This is a genomic window from Bartonella sp. TT121SHDZB (assembly GCF_042193415.1).
GTDB lineage: Bacteria > Pseudomonadota > Alphaproteobacteria > Rhizobiales > Rhizobiaceae > Bartonella.
On record NZ_JBHILR010000003.1, the window covers coordinates 96,226 to 111,767 of the forward strand.

Here is a 15,542-nt window from a genome sequence, read left to right on the forward strand (position 1 = left end):
ATTTTTAATGAATGAAGCAGAAATATTTTTTCAGTCCACTCCATGGTTTATTTTCCTCATATCTTATCTCATTGGCTCAATCCCATTTGGTCTTCTTTTTACGAGATTAGCCAAACTTGGAGATGTAAGAACTATCGGTTCCGGCAATATTGGAGCGACAAATGTTTTACGAACAGGAAATAAAAAAGTTGCTGCTCTGACACTTCTTTGTGATATATTGAAAGGGGCTGTTGTTATTTTCGTTATAAAGTTTTTTAATGATCCGCTAGACAATAGTATCCTTGTTTCTCTAGCAGGTTTTTTTGCTTTCTTAGGACATCTTTTTCCCGTATGGCTTAAATTTAAAGGTGGCAAAGGTGTTGCTACCTATCTAGGTGTTTGCTTAGGGACCTACTGGCCCGCAGCAATCATTTTTATTATTGTATGGAGTGCGATTTTTCTCCTCACACGCTATTCTTCATTATCCGCACTCGTTGCTGTTACGATCACGCCGATATTTGTTTTTTATTTTTCCGATTCTTATTTCTGTTGTATGCTGATTGCGATGAGTATATTTGTGTTCATAAAACATTATACAAATATCGGTAGATTATTAATTGGGGAAGAAAGTAAGATTGGTACGCAAAGCGGAGATAAATAAAGGAATCCTACTTACTGATCGTCAACGTCTAAGCTGGTTACGGTTATTGCGCAGTGAAAATATTGGAGCTGTCAGTTTTCGCAATCTCATTGACCATTATAAAACAGCAGAAAATGCTTTGGCAGAGCTTCCTGAGCTGAGTAGAAAAGGCGATGGTTCTGCATCTATTAAAATAGCAAGCTTAGAAGACGCTGAAAAAGAACTGCAAGAAGCTGAAAGATTAGGTATTCGGTTTATCGGTATGGGAGAACCAGATTACCCAGCCTTTCTTAAGGTTACAGAAGCATCCCCGCCGCTTATTGCTATCAAAGGCAATGTTTCGGTTTTTCAAAAAACTTCCATTGGAATCATAGGATCCCGAAATGCCTCAGCCGCTGGCAAAAAGCTTGCGGCTCAATTTGCGCATTTTCTTGGAGAAGCTGATTTTGTAACAATTTCTGGGCTCGCTCGTGGAATTGATAGCATTGTACATCAAGCAAGTTTAAAAACAGGAACTGTTGCAGTCATGGCTGGAGGAATTGATCATATCTATCCTCCTGAAAATAAAAAGTTGCATGAAGATATTATCGCCAACGGTGGAGCCATCATCAGCGAAATGCCCATTTCTTGGAAGCCGCGTGCTATCGATTTTCCAAGAAGAAACCGTATTATTGCAGCTCTATCACTTGGTCTCTTGGTTGTAGAGGCCGCCCTGCGCTCAGGGTCCTTAATTACCGCACGTCAAGCAGCTGAAATGGGACGGTTAATTTTTGCCATTCCCGGTTCTCCACTTGATCCAAGATCTGTTGGTACAAACAATCTTATCAAAGACGGTGCTCTACTCACCACACATCCTTCTGACATTATAGAAACACTTACGCCACTAATTTCACCGATTCCAAATTCCCAACTCAATTTTTTTGAGGAACCATCCTCTTTACAACTTGAAAAGGAGAATTTTAATTTAGCAGATGAAAAAAACAGCAGTCTCTCTTTAGCAGATGATGATGATGCAGCACGTGCGGCAGTTCTCTCCGCTCTTTCAACAACGCCAATCGACTTAGACACACTCAGTATCCACTCAGGTGTTTCACTCCCAACTCTCTACCTCTTGTTGGTAGAACTCGAGCTTGCTGGAAAGCTTATTCGACACTCTGGTGGTTGTGTGTCATTGTCGAATCTTGATCTTCCCCAAGAGCCTCAGCACTATTAATAATGCTTTGCCCTTCTTTGGCAACCATATCCAAAAGCAATGCTAAAAGCGGACTATGCGCCTGACGCGCCATCTGATTCATTTGCTTTGACATGTCTGTAATATATTGGATAACTTTTAAATGATTTATAAACATAATCCTCTATCCTTGAGCATTTCCCCTCCTACCTCTCAATAGACGTTATCTTAGTATTTCGCCGTATGTTTTTGTAATAACAGTGGAAAATAAATCGTGTAATTCTATATAGGGTGTACTCTAATAATGACAATCATAAGTTGTACAATATTCATGTTTTTTATATGGCTAATATTTTTTTATGTGCTCTTAAGCAATTGGCATTAGCTATTCGCGTAAAAGGCGTTTATAAAAAAATTTTTATTTCAATATTTGGGTAAAATTATGAATATCGTTATCGTTGAATCTCCAGCAAAAGCAAAAACAATTAATAAATATCTTGGGTCTCAATACAAAGTTGTCGCATCATTTGGACATGTTCGTGATTTACCTGCAAAAGACGGTTCTGTTTTACCGGATCAAGATTTTTCTATGAAATGGGATATAGATTCTGCTGCCGCTAAACGTTTAAATGAAATAGCAAAAGCCGTTAAAGAAGCTGATAGCCTTATATTAGCAACAGACCCTGATCGTGAAGGGGAAGCTATTTCATGGCATATTCTGGATGTTCTTCATCAAAAAAAAGTTTTAAAAGATAAACCTATTAAAAGAGTTGTCTTCAATGCCATCACCAAAAAATCTGTGCTTGATGCTATGAATAATCCACGTGATATTGATACATCCCTTGTCGATGCTTATCTTGCACGTCGTGCTCTCGATTATCTCGTTGGTTTTACACTTTCACCTGTTTTATGGCGTAAACTCCCTGGTGCACGTTCGGCTGGTCGCGTTCAATCGGTTGCTTTGCGTATTATTTGTGACCGGGAATCAGAAATAGAACATTTTATCAAAGAAGATTATTGGTCTATTACAACACAGTTAAAAACCATCCGAAATGATAGTTTCCAAGCAAGATTGACGATGTTTAATCAAAGGAAGATTGGCAAGCTTGATATTCAATCTCAAGAACAAGCAGATCAAATTCGCTTTATGTTGGAGAAAGCGCAATATCATACACTCAGTGTTGAAGCAAAACCTACAAAAAGAAATCCTTTTCCTCCATTTACAACCTCTACACTACAACAAGCAGCTTCTTCAAAATTAGGATTTTCAGCTTCTCGCACTATGCAAATTGCCCAAAAGCTTTATGAAGGCATTGAAATTAATGGTGAAACGGCAGGGCTTATTACTTATATGCGTACCGATGGTGTGCAGATAGCACCAGAGGCTATTGATTCAGCAAGAAAAGTTATTCATGAAACTTTCGGAAAAGACTATATTCCTGAAAAGCCACGTTTTTATTCAACAAAGGCAAAAAATGCACAGGAAGCACATGAAGCGATCCGCCCAACAGATTTTCAACGCAATCCTAGTCAAGTCCGTAATTTTCTCGATAGCGATCAAGCAAAGCTCTATGAGCTGATATGGAAGCGTGCCATTGCCAGCCAAATGCGCTCTGCTGAAATTGAACGTACAACTGTTGAAATTGAAGCACAGCAAGGAGAAGAGCGTGCAAATCTACGGGCAACAGGATCTGTTGTTCGTTTTGATGGCTTTATTTCCGTCTACACGGATCAACGAGACGAAGAAAATAATGAAGAAAATGAAACAACACGTTTACCACAAATAAATACTGGTGAAGCACTTACAAAAGAAAAAGTTGAATCTGTACAACATACCACAGAGCCCCCTTCTCGTTATTCTGAAGCTTCATTAATTAAAAAGCTTGAGGAGTTAGGAATTGGTCGTCCTTCAACTTATGCCTCCACATTAGCGACATTATGTGACCGTGGATATATTGTCATTGATAAACGGAAACTTATTCCTGATGCTAAAGGACGTATTGTTACGGCCTTTCTTGAAAATTTCTTTAATCGCTATGTAGAATATGGTTTCACAGCAGATCTTGAAGAAAAGCTGGATCTTATCTCTGACGGCAAACTTTCTTGGAAAGACGTCTTAAGAGATTTTTGGGATGGATTTAATGCATCTATTAGCAATATCCAAGAACTCCGTATAACCAATGTCCTTGATGTTTTAAATGTAACATTAGCACCTCTCGCCTTTCCTGAACGCGAAGATGGAAGTGATGTGCGTTCATGTCCTCTTTGTAAAAATGGTCAATTATCATTAAAACTCAGCCGTTATGGCGCTTTTGTTGGCTGTTCTAATTATCCCGAATGTAAATACACACACCAACTTGGTACAGATATTGGAAAAGAGAATGAATTTGTGCGCAATGATGAACCTGTTATACTTGGTATTGACCCTGTAACAGGAAAAGACATCTCTCTTCGCAATGGCCGGTTTGGTCCCTATATTCAACTTGGTGAAAGCAAAGAAGTTAAGCGTGCAGGACTACCAAAAGAATGGCAGGCAGAAAATGTAACTTTTGATAAAGCCTTGGCTTTACTATCTCTTCCCCGTGAAATTGGCATTCATCCTGAAACTGGAAAAACAATCACGGCTACAATTGGACGATATGGTCCCTATCTTAGTCATAACGGAAAATCTGCGCGCCTTCTTCATGCAGATGAAGTTTTTGATATTGGTATCAATCGCGCTGTTACAGTATTGGCAGAACAACAAGAAAACAAAACCAAGCAAAGCAGAACAACACCTGAAGCATTGGCAACATTAGGAGAGCATCCGGAAGGAGGAACCATTACCGTGCGCAACGGGCGTTATGGTCCCTATGTCAATTGGGGTAAAATTAATGCAACATTGCCAAAAGATAAAGATCCCATTAGTGTAACATTTCCAGAGGCACTAGAACTTATATCGGCTAAAGCATCGAGTAAAAAAACAACTTCAAAAAGAGCTTCTTCTAAAACAAAAGCAAAAATAAAAGAGACATAAATTTTGGCTAAAGGTGAAAAAAACATAAACTCTCTCTCTTCATTCAAGGAAAAAAATTTTCCCAATAAGGAAGAAATCCTTTCCTTTATAAATGAGAATCCTAACCACTCAAGTAAACGAGAAATCGCCAAAGCCTTTAACTTAAAAGGCGATTCTCGAGTTTGGATGAGAGATATATTACGTGAGTTAAAAGATCAAAATCTTATATCTAAACAGCACAAAAAGAAAATAAACAAAGGAAAATTACCCCCTGTTGCTTTAGTCAAAATTAGCGGACGTGATAAAGATGGAAGTTTTATTGCACAACCTCTTGAATGGGAAGATTCTCCAAAGCCTAATATTGAAATACACTCTTTTCATCACATAAAAGGAAGTAGCATTGGTGTTGGAGATCATATTCTTGTAAAAGTTTTTCGAAATAAAAATTCTGAAAGCTCAAACCCCTCTTATACGGGACGAATTATTCGTAAAGTTGATGTATCTCCCAAAAGCGTATTTGCTATTGTACGAAAATTAGAAAATAATCAATGGCGCCTTGATCCTATAGACCGCAAAACCAATGAACTCATTGTTGAAATGTCTTCAGAAATGAAGATTGAAATTGGTGATCTGGTTGAAGTTGAAATAAAAAAAAATACTGGTTATGGATTAAAAAGTGCACAAATAAAAAGTGTTTTAGGGCATATTAAGAGTGAGAAAACACTCTCAATGATTGCTCTTCTCTCAAAAGGAATTCCTTATATTTTTCCCGAAAGCGTTCTTGAGCAAGTCAAACATATCAAAGCTGCTAATATGGATAATCGCGAAGATTGGCGACAATTACCATTTATTACAATTGATCCACCAGATGCAAAAGACCATGATGATGCAGTTTATGCAACCAAAGATAAGAACTCTGCAAATAATGGTGGCTGGATTATTGTTGTGGCTATTGCAGATGTTTCTTACTATATCAAAACAGGAAGTGCTTTAGATAAAGAAGCATTGAAACGTGGAAATTCTATCTATTTTCCTGATACTGTTGTGCCAATGTTGCCTGAACGCCTTTCTCATGATTTGTGCTCTCTGCGTGAAGGAAAAGAACGACCGGCTTTAGCCGTTCGTATGGTTTTTGATGCAAACGGTAATAAACGAAAACATAGTTTTCATCGTATTATGATGCGGGTGAGAGCCAAACTCTCTTATCAAGAAATGCAATTAGCAAAAAAAGAACATCTCAATGAAAAAAGTGCGCTCCTGCTTGAGAATATCTTACACCCCTTATGGGAAGCCTATGCATGCCTTAAAGCTGCGCGAAATCGTCGCCAACCACTAGAATTAGAAATAACAGAAAAAAAGATTATTCTTGATCAAAATGGATGCATAAAAGATGTTGTGAGTGAAGAACATCTAGAAGCACATCGTTTAATTGAAGAGTTTATGATACAAGCCAATATTGCAGCTTCTGAAACATTAAAAGAACATCATCAACCTTTCATCTATCGTATTCATGATAAACCCTCTCTTGCCAAACAAGAAATATTACGGAATTTTCTTCAAAGTTTAGGGATATCACTCGCCCGAAGTGCAGAACTGACATCAGCACGTCTGAATAGAATTTTAGAAAAGGTTGCTCATACTCAACAACAAGAACTCGTCAATCAAGTTATTTTGCGTTCACAATCACAAGCAGAATACAACCCTAAAAATAGCGGCCATTTTGGTTTAAATCTGCAGAATTATACACATTTTACATCACCAATCCGTCGTTATGCTGATCTTATTATTCATCGAGCACTCATTAAAGCTCTCAAATTAGGAAATGATCAATTAACAGATACACAAGAACAAAATCTTGCAGAAATTGCTACGCAAATTTCTTTATACGAGCGCCGTGCAATGATGGCTGAAAGAGAAACGATTGATCGACTTGTTGCTCACTATTTAACAAATAAAATTGGACGTATTTTTACAGGTCGCATCTCCGGAGTTACAAAAGCTGGCCTTTTTATCTCACTTGATAAACTCAATACAGATGGTTTTGTCCATATTTCTACGCTTAAAAATGATTATTATCATTTTGATGAAGCACAACATGTTCTTGTAGGACAGCGTAGCCATAAAGGCTATCAGCTCAGTGATGTTGTAGAAGTAAAACTTATAACGGTACAACCTTTTGCTGGTGCTTTATGCTTTGAGCTCTTAACAAAACCTCGTCCAATAAAATTTTCACCGACATCCTACTATAAAAACAAATTAAAAAAACAAAAGCATCTTTTTTATGGAAAAAGAAAATATTAAGCTTCTTATCCTCCATTAAATAGAATATGAATAATGAATTCAAGTTAAGAAATGACTTATATTATTTTATATATACAATCTTCTTTCTTTAGTATACAAGAGGTTAAATTTTATTGTTATATCTATAATAACTATATAAAAATCTTGCAGGCTTTTTATACTCAAGAGGTGAGAAAATCTGCAAAAGGAAGCTTGGGCTTTTTTCATTTCAGCACATCTTTTTATTATTCGAATAAACATAAAGTATCTTAAGTCATTCTCATGAAAAAAAAAGCTTTTGACTCTCAAAATAATTCTTTGCGTGCCATTATTGCAGCTATTGCAACCATTGGCACTGTTGGAACAGCATTGGGAATGGGAACACAACTTGTCTCTTTTCTTATGGCAGAAAAAGGACTTTCCAACAGTACGATTGGTTATAGTGGAACAGTTAGTGGAATAGCCACAATTATTGCAGCTATTTTTACGTCTCGAATTGCCTCATGCTTAGGCATCGCTCAAACAATATTGCTTATGATGGTGATAGGATCTTTAAGTTTTTTAGGATTCTATTTTTTTGATTCCATATGGGTTTGGTTTATTTTAAAGTTTATATTACATTTCAGCATGACAGTTATGTTTATCCTGTCAGAGTTTTGGATCAACAGTTATGCTCCCCCAAAAAAACGCGGTTTGATCCTTTCTATTTATGCTATTGTCTTAGGATTAGGGTTTATAATAGGTCTAACGCTGCTAGCAAAAGTGGGAACACAAGGATTTATTCCTTTTGCTGTTGGATATAGCCTTATTATACTTGCTACTATACCAATTCTTGCCGCTTGGAAACTAAGTCCAGAATTTCAAAAAAATCAATATATGCCATTTTTTCGTTATCTTTTTCACGTTCCAAGTGCAATGATGGCGGTCCTTGTTTACGGGGCCATTCAAATGGGCGTATTAACTCTTATAATCCCCTTTAGTTTATCCATTGGTTATAATGAGAATGAAGCAGCACATTTTATGGCAACCCTTGCACTTGGGAATATTTTCCTCTTAATTCCTATCAGCATTATAAGCGACTACGCCAAAGATCGACGCTACCCACTGATGAGTTGCGCTGTTCTAGGTTTTATAGGAACTTTTATAGTACCATGGATTCTTCAATATCCATGGGTTTTGATGCTTGATTTGTTTTTTCTAGGTGGTGTATCAGCGAGCCTTTATACAATTGGTCTTGCACATTTAGGAGCCCGTCTCAAAGGGCAAGAACTTGCAGCTGCTAATTCTGCTTTTATTTTTTGTTATGGAATTGGTATGCTCATCGGACCGACCTTTATCGGAAAATCCATGGATATCTTTAAACCCTTCGGTTTTTCAATAGCTATGGCTGTTTTTTTCGGTTTATATGTCATTTTGGTGTTTGTCCAACTTATGAGAAAATTAATCAGCTCTTGACTTTTTCGAGAACATCCGTACTGTTGCTGGAAAATCTGATGACTTCAGAAATAGGTTTTGATAGCAAGATAATATTTTTTCAGTATAAATAAGGTTCTTACATTATGGCTAAAGCAGCAACCATTAAGATCAAGCTTTTATCAACTGCAGATACTGGTTTTTTCTATGTTACAAAGAAAAACAGCCGTACCATGACAGATAAAATGAGCAAGCGTAAATATGATCCAGTTGTAAAAAAGCACGTTGAATTTAAAGAAACAAAAATTAAATAAATGAATTTATCATTGAATTGATAAGTTTTATAGTCCAAGAGAAATGTGGAAGTATTGCCTTCGGGGTTATTGTCTGAGGGTCGTTTTTTTATTTCTTTAAAAGTTTATTTTGAAATTTATATGACCTTGAATTTGTATGTTTTGTCCCAATTTGGATAAGTTGATTTATTATTTAAGTTGCTTACATATATCCTGCATGAGTATTTGATTGTCGTGGTATTTAACAAAAATTTTGTCGTTAAAACGAGATAGTGTTTCGTGATATGAATAAAAATTTCTTGAAAAGATTATAAGCAATACTAAATAAAATGCGTTAAATAAAAAATAGCAGTTTTTTATTTCATGAAAAATTTTTTTTCTTATTTTAATCTAAGAGGCTTTAATCTAAAAGTTATCGGTTTCAGTATTTTTGTTTCTGCTAGTATTCTTATGATTATGTCAACTTATTTTAAGCAGACTCAATCGTTATCTCAAAAAGAAAAAATTTCTTCTCAAAGCTCTGTGGAAGGAAGTGCATTAATCATTGATGGCGATACCATCATGATTTCTTCAATTAAGATTCGACTGGCTGGAATTGATGCTCCTGAACTTCACCAATTTTGTGGAAAAAAGGAGGCACGCTACCCTTGTGGGATTGAAGCAAAAAAATATTTAGAACAACTACTAAAAAATCAAACAGTTACATGTCTCTGGCATAAAACAGATAAATATCGCCGTATCCTTGCAACATGTAAAACAAAACAAGTTAGCAATATTAACGCAACGCTTGTACATAATGGTTGGGCTGTAAGTTATTATGAATACCCCAAAGAAGAGCAAGAAGCTAGAAGGAAAAAGAAAGGAATATGGGCATCAAGTTTTCAACGACCAAAAGAATGGCGCAAAGCAAATCCGCGCACAGAATAAGAAAAATACTCTTTAATTTTATTTACCAATGAAACAATGTAGCCCAATTATCAAACTTGAACAAAAGATCTATTCCTGTCGTGTTTGTATCCAACAACCCCATTATTTTCCTCCTCTTCCTCATGAACCAAATCCCGTCGTTTATTTATCCAATACGGCTTTGATTGCAATTGCAGGACAAGCACCAGGATTGCGTGTTCATAAAACTTCTATCCCTTTTAATGATCGTTCTGGTGAAAAATTGCGTAATTGGCTGGGTGTTACGAAAGAAGAATTTTATAATAAATCTCTCTTTGCTATTGTTCCTATGGGATTTTGTTTTCCAGGTTATGACAAAAATAAAGCTGATTTACCACCAAGACGTGAATGTCAAGAAATATGGCATGAAAAGATATTTCAAGCTATGCCTCAAATAAAGCTTGTTCTTGCTATTGGCCGTTATGCGCAAAAGTGGCACATTACAGAATTAAAACATAAAACCGTTTCTGCGACTGTTGGTGATTGGAGAAATATCCTTTCCATTTCTCAACCTCGAGGCTATAATGTTATGCCTTTGCCTCATCCATCATGGCGAAATACTTCTTGGTTACAGAAAAATCCATGGTTTAATGATGAGCTTATTGTACATTTACGTTGTTTAGTGCGTAAATTTTTATAAATTAAAGATATTGAGAATAAATTATGGACCGTCTTGATCGAAAAATTCTACATCTTTTGCAAGAAAATGCAACACTTTCTGTCGCTGATATTGCTAAAAAAGTTGGACTTTCGACCACGCCTTGCTGGCGTAGAATTCAAAAACTTGAAGAAGATGGTGTTATTCAGCGTCGCGTTGCCGTTCTTTCTCCAGAAAAAGTAAATGCGCATGTCACTGTTTTTGTTTCTATTCGCACAAATACCCATAGTCATGAATGGTTTAAGCGTTTTTCAAAAATTGTACAAGAATTCCGTGAAGTCATTGAATTTTACCGAATGAGTGGAGATATTGACTATTTATTGCGTGTTGTTGTTCCCAATATTGAAGCTTATGATCTTTTTTATAAAAAATTAATTTCTAAAATTGATATCCGTGATGTCTCATCTTCTTTCGCAATGGAACAGATTAAGTATACAACGGAACTTCCGTTGAATTATATCAAATTACATGAAAAGGTAAATGAGCAAAACTCTTAAGGCTTTTTTATATCTATCTCATTATCTTTTAGGCGTTCAAACTTTCTTGTTCCAAAACTGCCATTTGTGCATGTGTTAAAACAGCGGCTTTGACGATACCAGCTGCCATAGCTGCTCCTGTCCCTTCACCAAGACGCATTCCAAAATCTAGAAGTGGTTCTTTACCGATTTTTTTTAAGAGTTTACGATGGGCTTTCTCAGAAGAAACATGTCCAACAAGGGTATGATCAAGAGCTTTTGGATGCATTTTATAAAGGATCGCTGCTGCTGCAGTTGCCACAAAACCATCTAAAATGACTGGTATTTTTTCCATTCTTGCTGCTAAAATAGCACCAACCATAGCTGCAATTTCACGTCCTCCTAAGCGACGCATAATTTCAAAAGGATCATTAAAATGCTCCTTATGCAAAGAGACTGCTGTCTTAACCGCTGCTATTTTACGCTGATAAAAATCACCCTCCGATCCCATACCATTTCCTGTCCACTCTTCAACTTCTCCACCAAACAATGCTAAACATAAAGCTGAAGCTATTGTTGTGTTTCCAATCCCCATTTCACCAATACATAAAAGATCTGTTCCGCCAGCAATGGATTCCATTCCAAATGCCATTGTAGCAGCCGCACTTCGCTCATCCATTGCAGCATCTTTCGTAATATTCATTGTTGGATATTCCAATGCTAAATCAAATATCTTTAATCCAAGATCATAAGCTATACAAATTTGGTTGATAGCAGCACCACCAGATGCAAAATTTTGTACCATCCTTTGTGTCATAGATTGTGGAAATGGTGTAACATTCTCTTCTACAATACCATGATTTCCAGAAAAAATAGCGACCAAAGGTCGCGTTACGATAGGTTTTTCTGTACCCTTCCATCCCGCATACCAAACAGCAAGATCTCCCAGTTTCCCTAATGCTCCTTGCGCTTTTGTTAAGTTTTTTTGCCTTTTCTTTGCCAAAATCATAGAAAACTCATCAGCAACAGGTAAATTCGTAAGCAAAGCACGAAAATCATCAAATGGACTAACGGTCATGAGAATACCTTTTAAAATCTACAATGTTTAATGAAAATCACGTCATATATACAGGATATGAATAATTTATTGCTTTTTTAAACAGTGCTTTAAAAACGTTAAATATTATGAAAGCAATAATTTTTATATTCTATTTTCTCATCAAATAACGAACATGCAAAATATTATCAATATCTTATTACTATCTTTACACATCACCCCTAACCTATTCTCCTATTAAATAGGAGAAATAAGCGTGTTGTGTAATATATGAATCCTAATGTTCTTTCTATAACAAAAGTTATAAGTTTTTAAAAACTTATACAATTGAAGTCATCAAAATCATCGTAAAGAAAACAAAGCGCAAAAAATCTTAACTTTAACATAGGTTAATTGTCAGGCTGTTATTAAATGAGAGCATGAAAAGCTTCTTTCAAAATAGATATATCTGCATTTTGTTTTGTTGCATCATTTGATAATATTTGTCGCCATCGACGTGCCCCCTCTCGCCCATGAAATAAACCAATCATGTGACGTGTCACGTGAGAAAGCCGCCCTCCCGATGCAATATGTCGAGCCGCATAATCACACATAACCTCAATAAGATCACTTTCACTCAGATTATTTTGCGCCTCACCATAAAGTTCAAAATCAATATGTTTTAACAAAGTTGGATCATGATAAACTTGGCGACCAACCATAACAGCATCACAGAAAATCAAATGCTCTTTGATCTCATCAATCCATTTAATTCCACCATTTATCCCAATGAATTTATGAGGGTATTTACGTTTCAATTTATAAACCCTTTCATAATTAAGGGGCGGAATATTACGGTTTTCTTTTGGACTCAATCCTTTTAGCCATGCCTTGCGTGCATGTATCCAGAGCGCATCGCATCCAGCATTCCAAACCTGATTAGCCAAAAGATCTAATGCTAATTCTTCATCTTGTTCGTCCACTCCGATCCGACATTTGATAGTTACGGGTATCGTAACCTCTCGTTTCATCGCTTCCACAGCATTTGCCACAATGTCTGGATGTAACATCAAACAAGCTCCAAATACACCTGCTTGAACACGATTTGATGGGCAACCGACATTGAGATTTATTTCATTATAGCCAAAATCTTCAGCAATCCGTGCAGCTTCTGCCAACTTTTTCGGATCTGCTCCCCCTAATTGTAATGCAACTGGACATTCTTTATGGCTAAAAGCCAACAATTGATCTCGAACACCATGAATGACAGCATCTGCGACCATCATTTCCGTATAAAGAAGAGCTTTTTTCGTTAAAAGACGATAAAAAAACCTACAATGTCGGTCTGTCCAGTCCAACATTGGTGCGACTGCAAATTTTACAGGTGATGGAAGATTGTAAAATATCATGAGGCGACTACTCTCATATCCCCATAGCTCTCTCTTTATACATAGAAAAATACTTACTTTTATTTTACAGAAAGTGTTATTCTTTTATACGATCACGCGTATAATAACAGCCTCTTTCTATCAATTGTTTCCTTCAATTGATAGAAAAGTTTATTACAATCAATCATAATAAAATACAATATCGCACTTCTTATAGAATCATGTTCAGATATATGAACATGAAAGAAGAAGATTTTCACTGTAACATAAAAAACTTATTTACAAGTCCTTCTTAAAATCCCCATTACGCCTCTATTTTTACATGATTTAGCACAGCGTTTAAGACAATAAATGATAAATTAAAACATTATACAATTTTTTATGATAGGCTTAATTTTCTTTAGAATTTTCCAACTTATTGTGCAAAAAACACGATAGAAAGTATTTTTATCTCCTCCTTAAGAAAAGAACAAAACTTCTTATTTATATGAATCTAATTATAAAACATTTTCTCTCAACGCGTTCTTTATTAGATTTCACTTCATAGGATAGACAAATTTTACCCTAAATATTCAACCTAATTTTGCCATTGTATGGTTGTTGCAAACAAAAAACTAAGATGAGGGCACAGACGAGCATTATTTTTTAACATGTGTGAATGTACCTTATATCAATATCTCTTGGAGAAAAATATTCTACAATATTGCAAATAAAATCTGTAAAATTAAATGATTATAAATGTTGTTCAATCTCTTTTTGGCTCTGCATATAGGAAGAAAGAGTATCAACCTCTTGCTCATTAAAGAGAAGTCCAAGTTTTGAACGACGCCATAACACATCTTCACATGCTTTAGCCCATTCTTTTTCCATCAACCATTTTACTTCTATTTCATAAAGCCCATGTCCAAAATCTTTTCCTCTGTCCGCCTTACCATTTGCAAATATCACTAAGGCTTCTGTGCCGTAGGAGCGTGCAAGTCTGTGGTGTGTAAAGGCATCTAAATCTGGCATTAAAAAAGCAATTTTATTTTCAATTACATCTAATTTATTATAGTGAAAATCCCCCCCTGGAAGGGGTGCATTAGCTGTCCATGACGCTCCCTTTTTACCAAGTGCTTTTTCAACAAATTTCATCGCATCTTCAGCCAACTTACGATAAGTTGTAATCTTTCCACCATAAAGATTAAGAATCTTTGGTGCACTTCCTGTTCCCATTTCTCTTAAAACATAATCGCGCGTAATTTCTTGTGCTTTTGAAGCTCCATCATCATAGAGTGGACGAACTCCAGAGTAAGACCAGACAATCGTTTCAGGTAATACTGGTTGTATGAAATATTCACTGGCTGCTGCGCAGATATAGTTTATTTCTGTATCAGTAATATGAGCATCAGCTGGATCTCCCTGATAGTTACAATCTGTTGTTCCAAGCAAGGTAAACTCTTCTTCATACGGAATAGCAAATATAATACGCCCATCACCATTTTGAAAAATATAAGCACGATCATGCGTATAAAGCTTGGGAACCAAAATATGAGAACCTCTAACAAGCCGTATTGGTGTGTGTTCTTTACAATCTAATACGCTTGACAAAACACGATCAATCCAAGGACCTGTCATATTCGCGACATAAGAAGCTGTGACATTATATTTTTTACCGTTTAATTTGTCTTGAAGAAAGACACGCCATTTTTTGTCTTCTCTTTTTAAAGAGAGAACTTTTGTCCGTACTTTTATATCAGCTCCCCACTTTTCTGCATCACGAGCATTGGCAATGACTAAACGCGCATCATCTACTCTTGCATCAGAATATTCAAAACCTCTCTGATATTCTTTTTTTAGTGTAGCGCAAAACTTTTTTGAAAAATTAATCGTTTTACTGCGCCACAATTTCTGATTCCAGCTCCCTAAATAATCATAAATAAAAAGTCCAAAACGCAACATCCAAGCAGGGCGCAATTCTTTATGATAAGGAAGAAGAAAACGCAAAGGGCGTACAATATGTGGCGCTATGCGTAAAATGATCTCGCGTTCTTTGAGTGCCTCACGAACAAGTTTGAACTCATAATGTTCAAGATAACGAAGACCACCATGAATAAGTTTTGTTGATGCACTTGAAGTCCCTGATGCAAGATCTTTCATTTCAGCTAATCCCACTTTAAAACCGCGTCCAGCTGCATCTCTTGCCAATCCACACCCGTTTATCCCTCCCCCAATGATAAACAGCTCATAATGCATTGTGGTTTTCATAATTTCACTTTTCATTATTCAATTTTGTTTCACAGTCCTCAA

Annotated in this window: 13 protein-coding genes; 9 read left to right on the plus strand and 4 right to left on the minus strand. The window is 36.2% G+C overall.

Annotated elements, in window-relative coordinates; genetic code table 11:
• Positions 1-7: 7 nt before the first annotated feature.
• Together plsY and dprA are read left to right on the plus strand one after the other, a co-directional pair.
• Entirely contained in the window at positions 8-640 is a 633-nt protein-coding gene (gene plsY, locus ACFIKI_RS02875) for a glycerol-3-phosphate 1-O-acyltransferase PlsY (protein WP_375665590.1), read from the plus strand.
• Positions 597-1,832: a DNA-processing protein DprA gene (gene dprA / locus ACFIKI_RS02880; protein ID WP_375665591.1), complete on the plus strand. Its 1,236-nt coding sequence runs from the start codon at positions 597-599 to the stop codon at positions 1,830-1,832. Before plsY ends, dprA begins: the two co-directional genes overlap by 44 nt.
• Here dprA and ACFIKI_RS02885 read toward each other — a convergent pair.
• Entirely contained in the window at positions 1,762-1,968 is a 207-nt protein-coding gene (locus ACFIKI_RS02885) for a hypothetical protein (protein ID WP_005773510.1), read from the minus strand. The genes dprA and ACFIKI_RS02885 overlap by 71 nt on opposite strands.
• A 264-nt stretch (positions 1,969-2,232) precedes the next feature.
• Between ACFIKI_RS02885 and topA the strand changes: the two genes are divergently transcribed.
• The 7 genes from topA (at position 2,233) to ACFIKI_RS02920 (ending at position 10,871) form a co-directional block, all read left to right on the plus strand.
• Positions 2,233-4,806: a type I DNA topoisomerase gene (gene topA, locus ACFIKI_RS02890; protein WP_375665592.1), complete on the plus strand. Its 2,574-nt coding sequence runs from the start codon at positions 2,233-2,235 to the stop codon at positions 4,804-4,806.
• A 3-nt stretch (positions 4,807-4,809) separates the two neighbouring features.
• On the plus strand, positions 4,810-7,086 hold the full coding sequence (gene rnr / locus ACFIKI_RS02895; protein WP_375665593.1) for a ribonuclease R: 2,277 nt from the start codon (positions 4,810-4,812) through the stop codon (positions 7,084-7,086).
• A 261-nt stretch (positions 7,087-7,347) separates the two neighbouring features.
• Positions 7,348-8,520 (plus strand): MFS transporter, encoded by a 1,173-nt coding sequence (locus ACFIKI_RS02900; protein ID WP_375665595.1) that lies wholly within the window; start codon positions 7,348-7,350, stop codon positions 8,518-8,520.
• Between the two features lie 104 nt (positions 8,521-8,624).
• Positions 8,625-8,792 (plus strand): 50S ribosomal protein L33, encoded by a 168-nt coding sequence (gene rpmG / locus ACFIKI_RS02905; protein WP_004864083.1) that lies wholly within the window; start codon positions 8,625-8,627, stop codon positions 8,790-8,792.
• A gap of 342 nt (positions 8,793-9,134) precedes the next feature.
• The gene (locus tag ACFIKI_RS02910; protein WP_375665596.1) at positions 9,135-9,698 is read left to right on the plus strand and encodes a thermonuclease family protein; all 564 of its coding nucleotides are present in this window, start codon (positions 9,135-9,137) and stop codon (positions 9,696-9,698) included.
• Between the two features lie 28 nt (positions 9,699-9,726).
• Complete coding sequence (locus tag ACFIKI_RS02915; RefSeq protein WP_375665597.1) at positions 9,727-10,356, plus strand: uracil-DNA glycosylase family protein; 630 nt, start codon at positions 9,727-9,729, stop codon at positions 10,354-10,356.
• A 23-nt stretch (positions 10,357-10,379) separates the two neighbouring features.
• Complete coding sequence (locus ACFIKI_RS02920; protein WP_375665598.1) at positions 10,380-10,871, plus strand: Lrp/AsnC family transcriptional regulator; 492 nt, start codon at positions 10,380-10,382, stop codon at positions 10,869-10,871.
• Positions 10,872-10,899: 28 nt separating this feature from the next.
• On the opposite strand, the gene cobT is transcribed toward ACFIKI_RS02920, so the two are convergent.
• The 3 genes from cobT to glpD form a co-directional block, all read right to left on the minus strand.
• Positions 10,900-11,907 carry a nicotinate-nucleotide--dimethylbenzimidazole phosphoribosyltransferase gene (gene cobT / locus ACFIKI_RS02925; RefSeq protein ID WP_375665599.1) on the minus strand — a complete coding sequence of 336 codons (1,008 nt, stop codon included), beginning with the start codon at positions 11,905-11,907 and terminating at the stop codon, positions 10,900-10,902.
• Between the two features lie 386 nt (positions 11,908-12,293).
• Positions 12,294-13,274, minus strand: coding sequence for a tRNA dihydrouridine(20/20a) synthase DusA (dusA, locus tag ACFIKI_RS02930; RefSeq protein WP_375665600.1), 981 nt, complete (start codon positions 13,272-13,274; stop codon positions 12,294-12,296).
• A gap of 711 nt (positions 13,275-13,985) precedes the next feature.
• The gene (gene glpD, locus ACFIKI_RS02935; RefSeq protein WP_375665601.1) at positions 13,986-15,515 is read right to left on the minus strand and encodes a glycerol-3-phosphate dehydrogenase; all 1,530 of its coding nucleotides are present in this window, start codon (positions 15,513-15,515) and stop codon (positions 13,986-13,988) included.
• Positions 15,516-15,542: the final 27 nt, after the last annotated feature.